Consider the following 14985-nt stretch of genomic DNA (forward strand, 5'->3'; position numbering starts at 1 on the left):
AACGGGACGCGGCTCGCCGTGGCCAGCCATGGCAAAATCGGCTATGGGCGCGGTCAGGCCTATATGGCTTTTCCCATTCACTACAGGCGTATCACCGTGTCCTTTGCTTTTCGTTCGCTCACTCCGATTGCCGCTATCGCCCTGGCGGCGGTGTCTTTGCCCGCGCTTGCCCAATCGGGATCGCCGATCATCGGCATCGACGCGCTGCGCGAATGGAACCTCGTCGTTCTCGGCAATCTCAACTCCTCATCGGAGGTGGAGGGACGGACTTTTGTCGGCGGCAATCTGACCGGCAATTCGTCCAACTATGGTATCCGCCCGCTCGCCGCGTCGCCGAATGGCACCCCCGGACTGACGGTGGTCGGTGATATCAATGGCGGACACAAGAATCTGAACAATGGTTCGGGCGCGATCGTCGGCGGCAACGTCAACAGCGGCTTCAACCTCAACGGCTCGGCGCAGACGGTGAAGGTCGGCGGCACGATCAGCAACACCAACGTCAATCAGAACACCGTCCTGTCGGGGCTCGGCGCGAAGGACCCGGGCTTTACCGTGGGCTTGCAACAGCAGAAGAGCCAGCTCAGCAGCAGCATGGCCAGCCTGTCTTTCGACATGGGCACATTGGCAACGAACAGCAAGTTCGTGACGCAAGGCAATCGCGGCATTTTCACCGCTCAGCCGAACGCCGACGGGATGGCGGTTTTCAACATCACGTCAGCCGACCTCGACAAGATCGGCGAGATTCAGTTCAATCTGAACGGCGCGAAGACCGCGATCGTCAATGTCACGGGTCAGAAGATCACGCTCAACGACAATTTCCTCGGCGGCACGAATAATCTGGGTGAGAATGTCATCTGGAACTTCCCCGACGCTGAAGAGCTGAAGCTGACGACCGCGTGGGGCGGGTCGGTGCTGGCGCCGCACGCCGATGCGCAGACCGGCAATTATATTCAGGGCTCGGCGGTTTTCGGCAATCTGAAGCAGAATGGCGAGATGCACATCGGCACTTACAAGGGTGGCGATATCCGGCCGCCGGGTGGCGGTTCCTCGTCGGGCGGCGGCACCAGCTCGGGGGGCGCGACGCCGATCCCGGAACCGGGGATGTTCGGGCTGTTCGCGCTGGGTGTTGGCGGGCTGATCTACGCGCGCCGCCGCCGCGCAAAGCGCGCCGAATAAGGGCCAACGCGCGCTGAATAACGGGCGTTCAGGCTTCGTCGGCGATCGGGAAGGTCACCGTCACCCGCGTTCCCTTGCCCAGCTCGCTCTCGATATCCAGCTGCCCCTGATGGCGCTCGCTGATATGCTTGACGATGGCCAGGCCAAGGCCGGTGCCCCCGACCGAACGGCTGCGCGCTTCGTCGACGCGATAGAAACGCTCGGTCAGGCGGGGGATATGATCGGGCGCGATGCCGTCGCCCTCGTCGCTGACCGACAGCCGCGCGCGCTGGCCCTCGCGAACGAGTTCGACCGTCACCGGGCTCCCGGCGCGGCCATATTTCATCGCGTTCGAGATGATATTGTGCGCAAGCTGTCCCAACTGCGCTTCGTCGCCGAGCATGGGATAGGCGCCGTCGTCGAGCTTGGGGGCAATGTCCTTCGTCCGCGGTTGTTCGCTGTCGCGCAGCTGTCCGATCGTGTGCCGGACGATCGCGTCCAGTTTGACCGGCGTCGTCGGCCGCCGGAAGCGGTCGGCTTCGACGCGTGAGATCGAGAGGAGGTCAAGGACGAGCTGTTGCATGCGCCCGGCCTCACGTTGAATGATCGACAGGAAGCGGTGCCGCATCGGGGCGTCCGCCTCGGAGTTCATGTCCTGCAGCGTCTCGACATAGCCCAGGATCGCGGCGAGCGGCGTGCGCAGTTCGTGGCTTGCATTGGCGACGAAATCGGAACGCATCCGGTCGGCAGCATCGATCACCGAACGGTCGGTCAGAAAGATGATTCGTTCGGCCCCCGACAAAGCCGCGATGCGCATCGTCCAGCGCTGACCGGGACGCGGATAGTCGACAAGGTCGATGGTCTGCATCGAAGCCGCGACGTCAGCCTGCGACAGCGAGCCCGCCGCGGCGGGGTGACGGATCGCGGTTCGGATGTCTGCCCCAACAATGTGGCGGCCGAGCAGCTTGATCGCGGCGTCGTTGGCGATGGTGACGATATTGTCGGCAGTCCCGAGCAGCGGCTCCTTTTCCTGATCCGCCCAGCGTGCGAAGTCGGGATGACGCAGCAGCGAGGGGTGCTGGGGATTGGCAGGAAGATGTGCGACCTCGCCGCTTGGCTCGGGCAATGCGGTGGGCAGGGCAGCATGGACGATAGCGGCCGCGGCGACGCCGGCGATCGTCAATATGGCGATCGTCAGGGCATCGCCGCCAGCCAGTGCGGCAAAAATGGCTGCGACAGCGACGAGCGTCAGTGCGATGACCAGGCTGGACAGACGATCGAACATTGCAGCCGGCCTCGCACGAAGCGGCGGCCGCCGCAAGGCGGTTTTCAGCGGTTAATGATCGGCCGGTGAATGTCCCAAGGTGGGATAATGCGCGGTGATGCCGGTCTTTCGCTTTTCCTAAACGACTCATTGGGTTATGCGCTGACCATGGAAAACAGCGATATCCCGGCGGAAAGCGGCTCGGACAATGAACAGGACATCCCGACGCGCCGCACGATGCTGGCGCTGGGGGCGGTTGGTGTGTCGGCGGCGCTGACGATCCGTCCCGCTTTCGCCCAAACCGCCGTCTCGGTGATGAACTGCCAAATTCCCGTGCCCGCGCCGACTGCGGCGGGGAAGTTCATTGATACCAATGGCAAGCTGGTCCCGCCGGGCACAAAGGGTGCTTTTCCAGGCGCGTCGAGGCCGTTTACCGGCGAAGAAGTGAAGCGTGCGTTCCGCGGTCAGACGTTGCCGGGAACCTCCTACAAGCAGTCGCAGGCCTATCTGCAATATATACGGCGCTTGCAGGCGGGGCAGAGCGGCTTTACCTGTTTCGCATCGATCCAGATGCCGCGCTGATCATCGCTTCCTTTTCTGGTGATGACGGCTTCGACCGCATCGCAGACAAAGGACAATGTGTGAAACTAGCTTCACTGAAGCAGGGCCGCGATGGTCGGCTTGTTGTCGTTTCGGATGATCTTGCCTGGTGTGCAGATGCCACGCATGTCAGCCCGACCTTACAGGCCGCGCTCGACAATTGGGCGTATGCCGCGCCGCGACTCGCTGCGCTTGCCGAAGATCTCAACCATGATGCGATTCCCAAGGATCGTTTCCATGAGCGTGACGCGGCTTCGCCGTTGCCGCGCGCCTATCAATGGGCCGATGGCAGCGCTTATGTGAATCATGTCGCGCTGGTGCGGCAGGCGCGCGGTGCCGAAATGCCCGATAGTTTCTGGCACGATCCGCTGATGTATCAGGGCGGCAGCGATGCCTTTCTGGCACCGCGCGATCCAATCCCGCTGGGCGACCCGGCCTGGGGCTGTGACATGGAGGCCGAGGTCGTCGTGGTGACCGGCGACGTTCCTGCGGGCGTCGATGCGGTTACGGCGCGCGATCATATCCTGCTCGTCGGCCTGACCAACGACGTCTCGCTGCGCGGCCTGATCCCGGGCGAACTGGCGAAGGGCTTCGGCTTCTTTCAGTCGAAGCCATCGAGCGCGATGTCGCCGGTGTTCGTTACCCCCGATGCGCTGGGCGACCGTTGGAAGGACGGCAAGCTGCACGGAACCCTGTGCGTGGACCTGAATGGCGAACCGCTGGGCCGCGCCGATGCCGGGGTCGACATGACCTTTGATTTCGGGGCGCTCGTTGCCCATGCCGCCAAGACGCGCAATCTGGGGGCCGGTACGATCATCGGGTCGGGGACGGTGTCGAACCGCGATGCGGATGGCGGCCCGGGGAAACCCGTCAGCGAAGGCGGGCTGGGTTACTGCTGCCTTGCTGAAGTGCGCACGGTTGAAACCATCCGGAACGGCGAAGCGAAAACGCCCTTCATGCAAAAGGGCGATCGCGTCCGCATCTGGATGGATGACGATCGCCACCACAGCATCTTCGGCGCGATCGAACAGCAGGTGGATTGAGGTCGCCGGTCAGGGGAGGGCGCGGCACGCCGCGCCCTCCTTGAGATCATTTGCCACCCGACATGGCGCCCGACGAGAAAGCGTCGCCCAGCGAGCAGGCTGCGGGACCCAGAATGACAATGAACAGCACCGGCAGGATGAACAGGATCAGTGGAATGGTCATGATCGCCGGCAGGCGCGCGGCCTTTTCCTCTGCTCGCATCATGCGCTCATTTCGGAATTCTGCCGACAGCACGCGCAGCGCCGAAGCCAGCGGAGTGCCGTATTTTTCGGTCTGGATCAGCGTCGTGACGACGCCTTTCACCGATTCCAGATTGACGCGGTAAGCCAGATTTTCAAAGGCCTGCCGTCGTTCGGTCAGGAAACCAAGTTCGATCGATGAAAGGGCGAACTCTTCGCCCAGTTCGGGGTAGGCGCGGCCCAGTTCCTTCGCGACGCGGCTGAACGCTGCATCGACGGTCAAGCCTGCCTCGGCACAGATGACGAGCAGGTCGAGCGCGTCTGGCAAGCCCTTGCGGATCGCGTCGGTACGCTTGGTCCGCTTGTTCTCGACGAACAAGTCGGGCGCTTTATAACCGAGAATGAGTGCCGCCATCGTAGCGCCCGAACGCTTGAAGGACGAAAGATCGGGCCACATATCAATGCCATAAATCAGGAAGGCGGCGGTGCAGCCAAACAGGATCGGCAGCACCATCCGGCCAAAAATCACCGTAACTGCCAGATCCTTTGACCTGATGCCGGCCTGTGCGAGCTTTTGCTGGACCTCCTTGATCTGGCTGTCCTGCAGCACTTGCAATCGACCGAGGACGGTACGCATCTTGTCGGCGGTTTGATTTTTGCGAACCAGCTTCGCGCGTCGCTTCGCGGTGGAGGCTGTGATCCCGGCCTTCAACTGTTCGCGGCGCTCATTTAGCGCCTTGACCCGTTTGGTCATCGGGTTGCGGACGGTCAATGCGCCATAGATGGCGACCAGCACGGCGAACACGCCCACCGCGGCCATCACGGTGCCGACCCAGACGACGTCGATACCAAAGATCGTCGGACCGGCCGGGGTTCCCGTAAACGCGGCGGAGAGGAGGCTGCTGTTCATGGCTGTTATGCCTTCAGATTTCGAAGCTGATCATGCGCGACATGATGAACACGCCTATGCTCATCCACACCAACCCGCCGGCGCCGGCGATCATCAGACGCTCTTCGGAGAAGAATCCGACCAGATATTCGGGATTCATCATCCAGACCATTGCGAACACAAAGAAAGGAAGCGAGCCGACGATATAGGCCGACGCCTTGGCTTCCGATGACATTGCCCGGATTTTCAGTTTCATCTGGGCGCGTTTGCGGAGAACGTCGGACAGATTGGCGAGCGTTTCAGCGAGGTTTCCGCCCGTTTCGCGCTGGATCGCGATCGTGATGCAGAAAAACTGGAATTCCGGCGTGCCCAGCATGGCGGCCGTTTCCTGAAGCGCGGCTTCCATCGTATTGCCGATGCGGATGCGTTCGACGACGCCCTTGAATTCCTCGCCGACCGGGCCGGGCACTTCCTGGCTGACGACCTGAAAGGTTTCGGTGACCGGCAGGCCCGATCGCAAGCCACGGACCAGCAGATCGATCGCATCCGGAAAGCGGGTGTTGAACCGCGCGACGCGTTTTGTGATCATTTGGCCGACGATCACATGAGGCAGCCCGACCCCTGCGAGCAGTCCGAGCATGCCCGCCAGCATCGCAGGTGCTCGCAGCATCAATAGCCCGCCAGTGACGAGGATGAATAACCCCATGGCGCCGAACATATATTGACTGACGGTCCAGTTCTTGCCGGTTCGGCGCAATCGCAATTCCATCAAATCGCGGCGCGGCATCAGGCTGGAAATCTGGCTGTTGCCCGCGTTTCCGGCGGATTGGATTGTCTTGCGCATCTGGGCGGCGACGACGGCCTCGGTCGAGGCAGCGTGGCGGTCCTTCAGCATGGACAGGCGCCGTGTCTTCGCCTTGCCCACCGACGGCCCGCCGAGGAGAATCACGAGCAGCGAAAACGCCAGAAAGGCGGCGCTGATGATAAGAATCACTGACAAGTTCATAGTCGCCATTCGTCCCGTTTGGGCCTTGCAAGGAGGTTGCGGCCGGAGGGTTCCGGCCGCAATATCATCCTTGTTTCACGCCTTTTTTTGCCATTATGCCGCCGATCCCGCCCAGCTTTCCAAGCAGGGATCCGCCAGATTTGCGCTTCGCTGCGACCGGTGCCGCTTCGGCTTCGATATCGGCGCCGTCGAGGACGATCCGCATCAAATTGGTCCATGGCTGGGCGGATTTTGTTCCCTTGCAGATTTCGGCATAGGATTTGCCAAGTTTGGCTGCCTGGCTGACCATTTTGGGGTCGAAGGGGATGACGATGTCAATCTGGCGTTCGATCGACGATTCAAACTCCTTGCGCGACAATTCGCCGATGCCGTTCTGGAATTTGTTCGCGACCAGCACGACGCGGGCGCCCGGCAAATTTTGCTTGAACCACGCCAGAAGGCGGATCGTGTCGCGTGCCGCAGCAAGCGTCACGTCGGTAACCAGCATCATCGTTCCAGCTTCCGACGCCAGATGGGGGAAGGGGATCAGCACCTGACGCGGGATGTCGACGATCGTCATCTCGAACGCGTTGCGCAATTCTTCCTCGAGCTGGAAGAAAGCAGAGCCGTCGGTCATCACCGGCTGATGGATCGGCGCCTCGGCCGACAACAGGCTGAGCTTATCCGACGCCCGCACCATTGCGCGTTCGATGAAAAGGCCGTCGATGCGGCTGGGATTGTCGATTGCGTCGATCAGGCCGCGCCCCGGTTCGAGGTCGAGCGTCAACGCGCCGGTCCCGAAATGGACGTCAAGATCGAGCAGCGCGGTCTGGCGGCCCGCCTGTTCGCTCATCGCCCATGCAAGCGATGTCGATACGAGCGACGCGCCGACCCCGCCGCGCACGCCGACGACCGTCATCATGTGATGCGGCTTATCGTCCTGCATATCGGCGTGTTTCGGCGCCGTCAGCATCGCCTGCGCCATGGTCAGCGATTCGCGAACCTGGTCGAGCGACAGGGGTTTGAGCAGATAGTCCTGAATGCCGCTGGACAGGAGGTCGCGATACAGACGGACATCGTTGACCTGCCCGGCCGCGATGACGACTGTGCCGGGTTCGCAAACCTCCGCGAGCGCATTGATATCGTTGATCGGGTCACCCGACTCCGACATATCGACGAACAGGATGTTCGGGCTTGCCGAAACCGACAGCGACTGGACCGCATTGCGCAGCCCGCCCTTGTTGCACTTTTCGGTGGGCCATCCCATGTCGGCGGCGGCGACGCGCATCAGTTCCAGCGTGTCTTCGTCACACACAAAGGCGTTGAACGGATCGCGCAGCCCCGCAGGTTTGAAAGGAGCGTTCACTTGCCGCCTCCGTTGGTCTCTTCGGCCTTCAGCTGACCGGCCCCGGTCTGGGGTTTTTCCCGATAGGTTTTGATCGGCCGGGTTGCGGCGGACGGATCATAATTTTCGTTGCGCGCACCCTTGATCAGATCATTGGGGTCGGCAACCATCGCCGCCAGATTGCTGTTTGCCGCGCAGCCAAAATTGGCCGAGGTGGCGTTGGCGAGGTTGATCGACGATGAGCTGGACCAGTCGGGGCATCCCGGCACATGGGCCGATGCGCGGGTGATGATCACGCGCAAATAACCGGACGGAACAGCGCCGGTGGTCACAGGGACATCCGCACTCAAAAGCAGCCCGCGCCGCTCGACCATCTGGCGGACCGCCGCCTGTGCCGCACTCGCACCATAGGTTGCTGGATCTTCGATCGCGATGCGGTCACCGTAGCGCGCACCCATGGCGTCAAGCCAATCGCGCAGACGGGCTTGTTCGCTTGGCGCGAGGTCGCCGTCACTGGCAGCAACGTCGAATTGATAGGTGGCTTTGCGCACGATCGGCTGATGGACCGAATCCAGGCTGCGATTGCTGGTGGCGGTGCCGTTTGCGCATCCGGCAAGCGAAGTTGCCAGCGCCAATATTGTCCAGGCTGCGATTTTGTTCATCACTTTGCTCCTCGAAACCAGCGCGTCATTTGTTGATGCTGAAGCCCGGCGATACGTCGCCGCCGCCGCGCGGGCGGTCGGCATCGCCGGGTGACGTGTCGAGCCGCGGCTTGGGGCGGTCGCCGCCGGTGATGCCGTCGCTTTCCTGGCTGCCCAGAAGTCGGTCGGCGTCGTTCGCAACCTGAAAAGCGTCGGTAGGCAGCTTGATGTCGTTCGCCGACACCGGCTGGACCAGATAGGGGGTGACGACGATAACCAGTTCGGTTTCACCGCGGCGGAAGCTGTCCGATTTGAACAACATGCCAAGGATGGGCACGTCGCCGAGACCCGGAATCTTGTCGATGGCGCCGATCGAACGGTTGTTCATCAAGCCGGCGATCATGAAGCTTTCGCCCGATCCGAGTTCGACGGTCGTTTCGGCCCGACGAACGGTGAGAGCCGGGATCTGGTATCCCTGCATCTGGATCGCGCCTTCCGTCGACAGTTCCGATACTTCGGGACGGACGCGCAGGCTGATCCGTCCGTTCGACAGGACCGTCGGCGTGTAGGCCAGGCTGACACCATATTGACGATATTCGATCGTCGTGCCGGCGAAGTTTCCGGGGATCGGGATCGGGAATTCGCCGCCAGCCAGGAAGTCGGCGGTTTCACCCGAGATTGCGGTCAGGTTTGGCTGAGCCAGCGTGACCACCATCCCCGAACGCTCGCCGATATCGAGCGATGCGATCACATCGAGTCCAAACAGGCGTCCGGCGCCGGCAAGGCTGTTCGTGCCCGAGGGGGTCTGGATGTTGTAGGTGGTGCTGCCGTCGGGGTTGCGGGTGATCGTGCCGGCTTGCCGGCCGCGGACGATGTTGCCGAGGAAGCCGTTGCCGAAGGGGCCGTCATTGTCGCTCGTCGCCACGTTTCCGCTGATTTCCTTGACCAAAGTGCGGTTCACTTCGGCGATGCGGACCTGCAGATTTACTTGCAGCGGCGTGGCGGTGCGGAGGCGCGACATGACTTTGGTCTGTTCGCCCACGAACGCCTGGACAAGGCGTTCCGCCTCGGCCGCGTCGTCGGGCGACTGGACAGTTCCGGTCAGCAGGATGAAGCCGTTCATCGCATTCGAAGAAATGCTGGCATCCGGCATGGCGAGCGACAGCATCTGCTCGATCGTCTCGATATTGTTGCCGACCCGGGCGACGGTCGAATACACGACCCGGCCGCTGGCATCGGTGGCGTAGATGCTGGTTTCGCCCGGCCCCTTGCCAAAGATGTAAAGCTGACGGCTCGAACGGATTTGCACGTCGGCGACGGCATCGTTCGCGACGAAGACGTCGCTCATCGAAGCGGGCAGGCTGATCAGGCGGCCACGGCCCACCGACAATTCGATGCTGCCGCTGGCGTTCTGGACGGCCTGAGCCGAAGCGGGGCTCGACGGGGCCCATGCAAGGGTGGCCGCCATCAGGCCGATGGCCAGGGTGCGCGCGAGCGCGGCGGCCTTGAAATCGGGTTTGCTGTTCATCTTACTTGCCCCCCACCGGAACTTCGGTCACCTTTTCGCCGCGCGTCACGCGGACCACGGGTCCGCTGCGAACGGCTGGTGCGGCGCTTCCGCCGTCGCTGGACGACTGTTGCACCAGCGCAGGCCGGCCGAGCGACCCGCGGCCGCTCACCGGAATCCAGAAACGTGACACGTCGCCGCCGGTGGTCGCAGACGAGCGGCCTGCGGTCGGACGATTGGCGACTTCGGCCAGCATTTTCCTTTCGGCTGCGCTGCCGCCTTTCGCGGGTACGTTCACGTCGCCCGAAGCGATCGCGGCGTCGAGGTCGCCGGTGCTTTCGGCGAGCGGACGCAGTGCGAGCGACAATTTGCCCATGTTCTGGCCGACTGCGATCTTCTCGGCGATCTCGGGCGTCGCTTCGAGCGTGACCGAGCTGAAGGTGTTCACCGGGGTCTTTCCGGTTTCATCCTCCGCATTGAACCGCTGGTCGGTGGCGAGGACGCGCACGTTGCGCACGATGGTTTCCGCGGTGAAAAGCTGGGAGTCGGGATAGGAGCTTCCTTCCTTGACCTCGATCGTCTGCGACAACACCACATCGACCCGGTCGCCCGGAAAGACGAAGCCGGCGACGCCCTGTTCCTGCGAAACCTTGACGGTGACGGCGCGCATGCCCGGGCCGAGCGCCGCAGCAAGGAAGCCGCGATCATTCGGATGGACGAGCGCGCCTTGCGTCAGCGGCTGACCGGCAGTGATCGGGTGGCGTACGACGGTTCCGACCAATGTCTGAGCGTCGGATTTGTCCTTCAGGAAATAGGCGTTCTCGACCAGTTCCTTGGGCCAGGGTTGATAGCGGAAGCTGTCGGGGCCGATGATCGTACCCACCGGCAGCGACCGCGTCGCGACGAGGATAAGCGGACCCGTGATCTCCGGTGCAGCCGCAGCGCGGGCCTCCGGTGTCGATGCCCCACGCATTATCTGGTTGACCCCGAATGCAGCGCCGATGGCAATCACCAGCGCGCCGACGATCAGCATTATCTTTCGCGTATCCATGACGATTTTTCGCCTCCTGCACCTACCGGGAACGGCGGTGCTTGCCCTCAGGTCGAACCGATAGCCTGAAACTGGTTAAAATATTGTTGGTGAAGTGCCCAAAGCCCTGCAGCCGCGATGGCGACGCCATAGGGAACCTCCACCGGCGTGTCGGACGGGCGCAGTTTTGTGCCCACGAGCATGACCGCCGACAGGATGCCACCCGCGATGGCCATGACGGTCAGCATCGGCAGAAACAGCGGCAGGGGAATCCACAGCATCACTGCGCCGATCATCTTCACGTCGCCTCCACCCATTGCGCCGACGGCAAACATCCCGACAAAGACAAGAAAGACCGCCACTGCGGCGCCGAACTGCAATGGTATGTCAGGCCATAGCGCGAGCCCGGTTGCTACCCAGAAGGGAATGGCGAGCAGCGCGATCGCGGCGTTGAGGCCGTTCGATATGGTGCGCGAGCGCAGGTCGCTCACCGCCGCGGCGACCATCAAGATCGCGAGCAACGCCACGAGGCACAGGGTGATCGAGCCTTTGTCCATCGGCACAGCTCTAGTCAGCATGGCTTACCAAAGAGTAACCATGTTCGCGGGCCCGGCAGCTTGCATTCCTGTCGTCAGCCGATATGCGGCGGGGCATGACCGCCGCCGCCCCCTCCGCCACCGATGTCCTGATTGTCGGCGCGGGTATTGCCGGGGCCAGCCTGGCCGCCGCACTGGCGCCGTATCGCCGGGTCATGATGATCGAGGCGGAGGATATGCCCGGCTATCATGCGACGGGGCGGTCGGCCGCTTTCTGGCACGAAAGCTATGGCGGGGCAGAGGTGCAGCCGTTGTCGGCCGCATCCTTTGCGACGCTGGCCGATCCGCCGGCCGCATTCGCCAGCCGCGGTTTTTTGTTTCCGCGCACCGCGCTGACGATCGGGCGGCGTGGCGAGGGGGCGGCGGTTGACGCTTTTTGCGCCGAATTTTCCGCGAAGGGCGTCGATGTCTCGCGGATGGGGCATGCGGAAATGGCACGCATGATCCCCGGCGTTCGTCCTGAGTGGAGCGAGGCGGCTTTCGAGCCTGCGTGCAGCGACATCGACGTCGGTCGGCTGCACTCCGCCTATTTGCGCGCGGCGAAGCGCGGCGGCGCGGCGTTGGTGACGCGCGCACCGCTGGAGCGCGGGCGGCGGATGGACGATGGCTGGGAGGTCATCGCGGGCGGCGAAGTCATACACGCGTCCCTGATCGTCAATGCGGCGGGGGCATGGGCCGACGGCGTGGCGGAGGCGTGTGGCGCCGCTCCGCTGGGCATCCAGCCCTATCGGCGAACCGTCCTGCAACTGCGCCTTGGTGTGCCGGTGCCGGCGGAGCTGCCGCTGATCGTCCATGTCGGCGGGCAGTTTTACTTCAAGGGCGCGAGCGAGGGGCGCATCTGGCTGACCCCGCACGACGAGACGCCGTCCGATCCCTGCGACGCTGCCCCCGAAGAGATGGATGTCGCGCTGGCGATCGACCGCTTGCAAGCGGTCGTCGACTGGCCAATCGCCGCCGTCGAACGCAAATGGGCGGGGCTGCGCAGCTTCGCGCCCGATCGCGCGCCGGTGTTTGGCATCGATCCGCATGTCCCCGGCTTTGCCTGGTGCGCGGGACAGGGCGGTTTCGGCATTCAGACCGCACCGGCAATCGCTGCGTTGCTTGCGGCCCAACTGGGCGCGCCGCGGCCTGAAGGGGAGATCGGCAATGTCGATCCCGCACCTTTCGCACCATCACGTTTTGCTTTGTCTGGCAGCTGAACTTCAGCAGGCCGCCGCGCGCATCATTTTTTGCGCGTGGCGCGCATCACTTCGATCGCCGCGTCGCTTGCGAGCTGGTCGGCGATTTCGTTGTCGCCGTGGCCTGCATGGCCCTTGACCCACAGCCATTCGATCTTGTGCCGCTTTGCTTCCGAAACGAGCCGCTGCCACAGATCGGCGTTGGCGACCGGCTTTTTTGCCGCGGTTTTCCAGCCGTTTTTCTGCCAGCCGAAGACCCATTTGGTGATGCCGTCGCGGACATAGACGCTGTCGGTCGACAATTCGACGTTACAGCCGCGTTTGAGCGCCGCCAGCGCCTCGATCGCCGCCATTAATTCCATGCGATTGTTCGTCGTGTCGGGTTCGCCGCCGGACAATTTCTTGACCACATCACCCCAACGCAGCACCGCGCCCCAGCCGCCGGGGCCGGGATTGCCCTTGCACGCGCCATCGGTCGCGACGATCACGGTTTTTGTTTCGCCTTCGGTCATGCGATTGCAAACAGGGTGGCGGCGTCGGGCGCCTGATAACGGCGCAAGCGGTTGAGAAAGGGCAGCGGGTCCTTGCGCGTGACGAGCGCATCGGCAGGGGTATGGACCCAGTCATGCGCGCGGGTCAGCAGGAAGCGCAGCGCTGCGCCGCGTGCGAGCAGGGGCAGGGCGGCGATTTCGGCGTCGGACAGCGATACTTCGCGGGCATAGCCGCGCATCAATGCCCGCGCGAGATCGGCGTTACAGTCGCTGCCGTCGTCCGAGAAGGTCCAAGCGGCGTGGGTGATCACAACGTCATAAGCGCGAAAATCCGTCGCGGCGAAATAGAAGTCGATCAGGCCGGTCACCTCGTCGCCGAGCATCAGCACATTGTCGGGAAACAGATCAGCGTGAATGACATGCGCGGGCAGATCGGTGGGCCAATGGGCACCCAGATAGTTCAACTCGTCATCGACAATCGCTTGCAGGCCCGGCATCACCGCGTCGAGGTCACCCGTCGCCTTGGCGACACCGCGCCAGCTGGGTTGACCCATGCTGTTTTCGCGCGCGCCGTCATAATTTTCGAGCGCGCGGTGCATCGCGCCGAGTGCGACGCCGGTCGCTTCGGACTGGCCGACGGTGGGATGGGTCAGCGACATCCCCGAGAGAAACTGGATGATGCACGCCGCGCGGTCCGAAATTTGCTGAATGGCGATCCCGTCGCGATCGCGGATCATTGCGGGGACGGGGCAGCGGCTGGCGGCGAGATGTGCGAGCAGATCGACGAAAAAGGGCAGGTCGCCTTCCTGCACGCGCTTTTCATAAAGGGTCAGGATGAAACGGCCGTCGGTGGTTTCGAGCAGGAAATTGCTGTTCTCGACACCCTCTGCAATGCCCTTACACGACAGGACGGTGCCCATGTCATAGCGCGCGACCAGCGCGGCGAGGTCGTCGGGATCGACAGCGGTGTAAACGGCCATGGCGGGGGTCCTATTCCGTTTCCGGTTCGAGCCCGCGGGGCAGTTTGAACACCATATTTTCCTCGGCCGTCACCACGACATCCTCGACGATCGGTCGGTACATCGCGACCGCATCGATCACTTCGCGAACGAGTGTTTCGGGCGCGCTCGCGCCCGCTGTAATTCCGAGTGTCTCAATATCGCGCAGCCAGTCGGGATCGATATCGGTCCCGCGCTGAACCAGATGCGCGGGTATACCAAGGCGTTCGGCGACCTCGACCAGTCGCAGGCTGTTTGAGCTGTTGGGTGCACCGATGACGATCATGCGGTCGCACTGTCCGGCGATGGCCTTCACCGCGTCCTGGCGGTTCGAGGTTGCGTAACAGATATCTTCGCTTCGCGGTCCGGCGATGTCGGGGAAACGATGGCGCAGCGCGGCGACGATATCGCGCGTGTCGTCCACCGACAGCGTCGTCTGAGTCAGGAAGGCCAGTTTTTGCGGGTCGGGCGGCGACAGGGCAGTAACATCGTCGACCGATTCGACCAGGGTCATCGCGCCGTCGGGCAATTGGCCCAGTGTGCCGATGACCTCGGGATGGCCGGCATGGCCGATGAAGATGATGTGCCGTTCGGCATCATGGTGACGCTCGGCCATGCGATGGACCTTCGACACCAGGGGACAGGTCGCGTCGATAAAGTCGAGTCCCCGCGTTTCAGCCTTCGCCGGCACAGCCTTGGGCACCCCATGGGCGCTGAACACCACGGGAATATCGTCGGGAACCTGATCGAGCGATTCGACGAAAACCGCGCCCTTGGCCTTCAGCGATTCAACGACATAGCGGTTGTGAACGATTTCGTGTCGCACATAGACCGGGGCGCCGAAGCGTTCGAGTGCGAGTTCGACGATACGGATTGCCCGATCGACCCCGGCGCAAAAGCCGCGCGGTGCGGCCACCAAAACCTTGAGTTCTGCCGTTTCATTGCCGGATAAGGGCGTCATGGGATGGGGTGCATTCATGGTGTGGGCGCTCTAGCGCAGCAGGGCATAAGCGGTAAAGCGGCTTCGTCCGAGTTGCGCCGCGTTCATCGCACCGATAAGAAGCGGCGCGCATGAAGCGGGAT

General features: G+C 63.0%; 15 protein-coding genes. 4 read left to right on the forward strand and 11 right to left on the reverse strand.

What is annotated here, in order from left to right; translation table 11 throughout:
- Positions 1-18 precede the first annotated feature (18 nt).
- On the forward strand, positions 19-1176 hold the full coding sequence (locus ACSYDV_RS08015; RefSeq protein WP_438323270.1) for a choice-of-anchor A family protein: 1158 nt from the start codon (positions 19-21) through the stop codon (positions 1174-1176).
- A gap of 28 nt (positions 1177-1204) precedes the next feature.
- Here the strand turns inward: ACSYDV_RS08015 and ACSYDV_RS08020 are convergent, their stop codons facing one another.
- The gene (locus ACSYDV_RS08020) at positions 1205-2440 is read right to left on the reverse strand and encodes an ATP-binding protein (RefSeq protein ID WP_438323271.1); all 1236 of its coding nucleotides are present in this window, start codon (positions 2438-2440) and stop codon (positions 1205-1207) included.
- Between the two features lie 147 nt (positions 2441-2587).
- Here ACSYDV_RS08020 and ACSYDV_RS08025 point away from each other — a divergent pair, with 147 nt between their 5' ends.
- Positions 2588-3001, forward strand: a complete 414-nt coding sequence (locus tag ACSYDV_RS08025) for a hypothetical protein (RefSeq protein WP_438323272.1) — start codon at positions 2588-2590, stop codon at positions 2999-3001.
- Positions 3002-3060: 59 nt separating this feature from the next.
- Positions 3061-4062 (forward strand): fumarylacetoacetate hydrolase family protein, encoded by a 1002-nt coding sequence (locus ACSYDV_RS08030; RefSeq protein ID WP_438323273.1) that lies wholly within the window; start codon positions 3061-3063, stop codon positions 4060-4062.
- A 46-nt stretch (positions 4063-4108) separates the two neighbouring features.
- Here the strand turns inward: ACSYDV_RS08030 and ACSYDV_RS08035 are convergent, their stop codons facing one another.
- From ACSYDV_RS08035 to ACSYDV_RS08065, 7 genes are all read right to left on the reverse strand, one after another.
- A complete protein-coding gene (locus ACSYDV_RS08035) occupies positions 4109-5152 on the reverse strand; it encodes a type II secretion system F family protein (RefSeq protein WP_438323274.1) in 1044 nt (347 codons plus the stop codon).
- Positions 5153-5165: 13 nt separating this feature from the next.
- Positions 5166-6137: a type II secretion system F family protein gene (locus ACSYDV_RS08040; RefSeq protein WP_438323275.1), complete on the reverse strand. Its 972-nt coding sequence runs from the start codon at positions 6135-6137 to the stop codon at positions 5166-5168.
- Positions 6138-6201: 64 nt separating this feature from the next.
- Positions 6202-7482: a CpaE/TadZ family protein gene (locus ACSYDV_RS08045; protein WP_438323276.1), complete on the reverse strand. Its 1281-nt coding sequence runs from the start codon at positions 7480-7482 to the stop codon at positions 6202-6204.
- Positions 7479-8123, reverse strand: a complete 645-nt coding sequence (locus tag ACSYDV_RS08050; protein WP_438323277.1) for a CpaD family pilus assembly protein — start codon at positions 8121-8123, stop codon at positions 7479-7481. Before ACSYDV_RS08050 ends, ACSYDV_RS08045 begins: the two co-directional genes overlap by 4 nt.
- Before the next feature lie 25 nt (positions 8124-8148).
- On the reverse strand, positions 8149-9630 hold the full coding sequence (locus ACSYDV_RS08055) for a type II and III secretion system protein family protein (RefSeq protein WP_438323278.1): 1482 nt from the start codon (positions 9628-9630) through the stop codon (positions 8149-8151).
- A gap of 1 nt (position 9631) precedes the next feature.
- The gene (gene cpaB, locus ACSYDV_RS08060; protein ID WP_438323279.1) at positions 9632-10660 is read right to left on the reverse strand and encodes a Flp pilus assembly protein CpaB; all 1029 of its coding nucleotides are present in this window, start codon (positions 10658-10660) and stop codon (positions 9632-9634) included.
- A 47-nt stretch (positions 10661-10707) separates the two neighbouring features.
- Entirely contained in the window at positions 10708-11196 is a 489-nt protein-coding gene (locus ACSYDV_RS08065) for an A24 family peptidase (protein ID WP_438323280.1), read from the reverse strand.
- A 95-nt stretch (positions 11197-11291) separates the two neighbouring features.
- Between ACSYDV_RS08065 and ACSYDV_RS08070 the strand changes: the two genes are divergently transcribed.
- Complete coding sequence (locus tag ACSYDV_RS08070) at positions 11292-12434, forward strand: NAD(P)/FAD-dependent oxidoreductase (protein ID WP_438323281.1); 1143 nt, start codon at positions 11292-11294, stop codon at positions 12432-12434.
- Positions 12435-12457: 23 nt separating this feature from the next.
- Here ACSYDV_RS08070 and rnhA read toward each other — a convergent pair whose 3' ends face one another.
- From rnhA to ispH, 3 genes are read right to left on the reverse strand one after another with little or no spacing between them, the layout of a single operon-like run.
- Complete coding sequence (gene rnhA / locus ACSYDV_RS08075) at positions 12458-12925, reverse strand: ribonuclease HI (protein ID WP_438323282.1); 468 nt, start codon at positions 12923-12925, stop codon at positions 12458-12460.
- A complete protein-coding gene (thrB, locus tag ACSYDV_RS08080; protein WP_438323283.1) occupies positions 12922-13884 on the reverse strand; it encodes a homoserine kinase in 963 nt (320 codons plus the stop codon). The genes rnhA and thrB overlap by 4 nt, the downstream gene beginning before the upstream one ends.
- A 10-nt stretch (positions 13885-13894) precedes the next feature.
- Positions 13895-14863, reverse strand: a complete 969-nt coding sequence (ispH, locus tag ACSYDV_RS08085; protein WP_438323284.1) for a 4-hydroxy-3-methylbut-2-enyl diphosphate reductase — start codon at positions 14861-14863, stop codon at positions 13895-13897.
- Between the last annotated feature and the right edge of the window lie 122 nt (positions 14864-14985).

This window comes from Sphingopyxis selenitireducens (assembly GCF_051550705.1).
GTDB lineage: Bacteria > Pseudomonadota > Alphaproteobacteria > Sphingomonadales > Sphingomonadaceae > Sphingopyxis.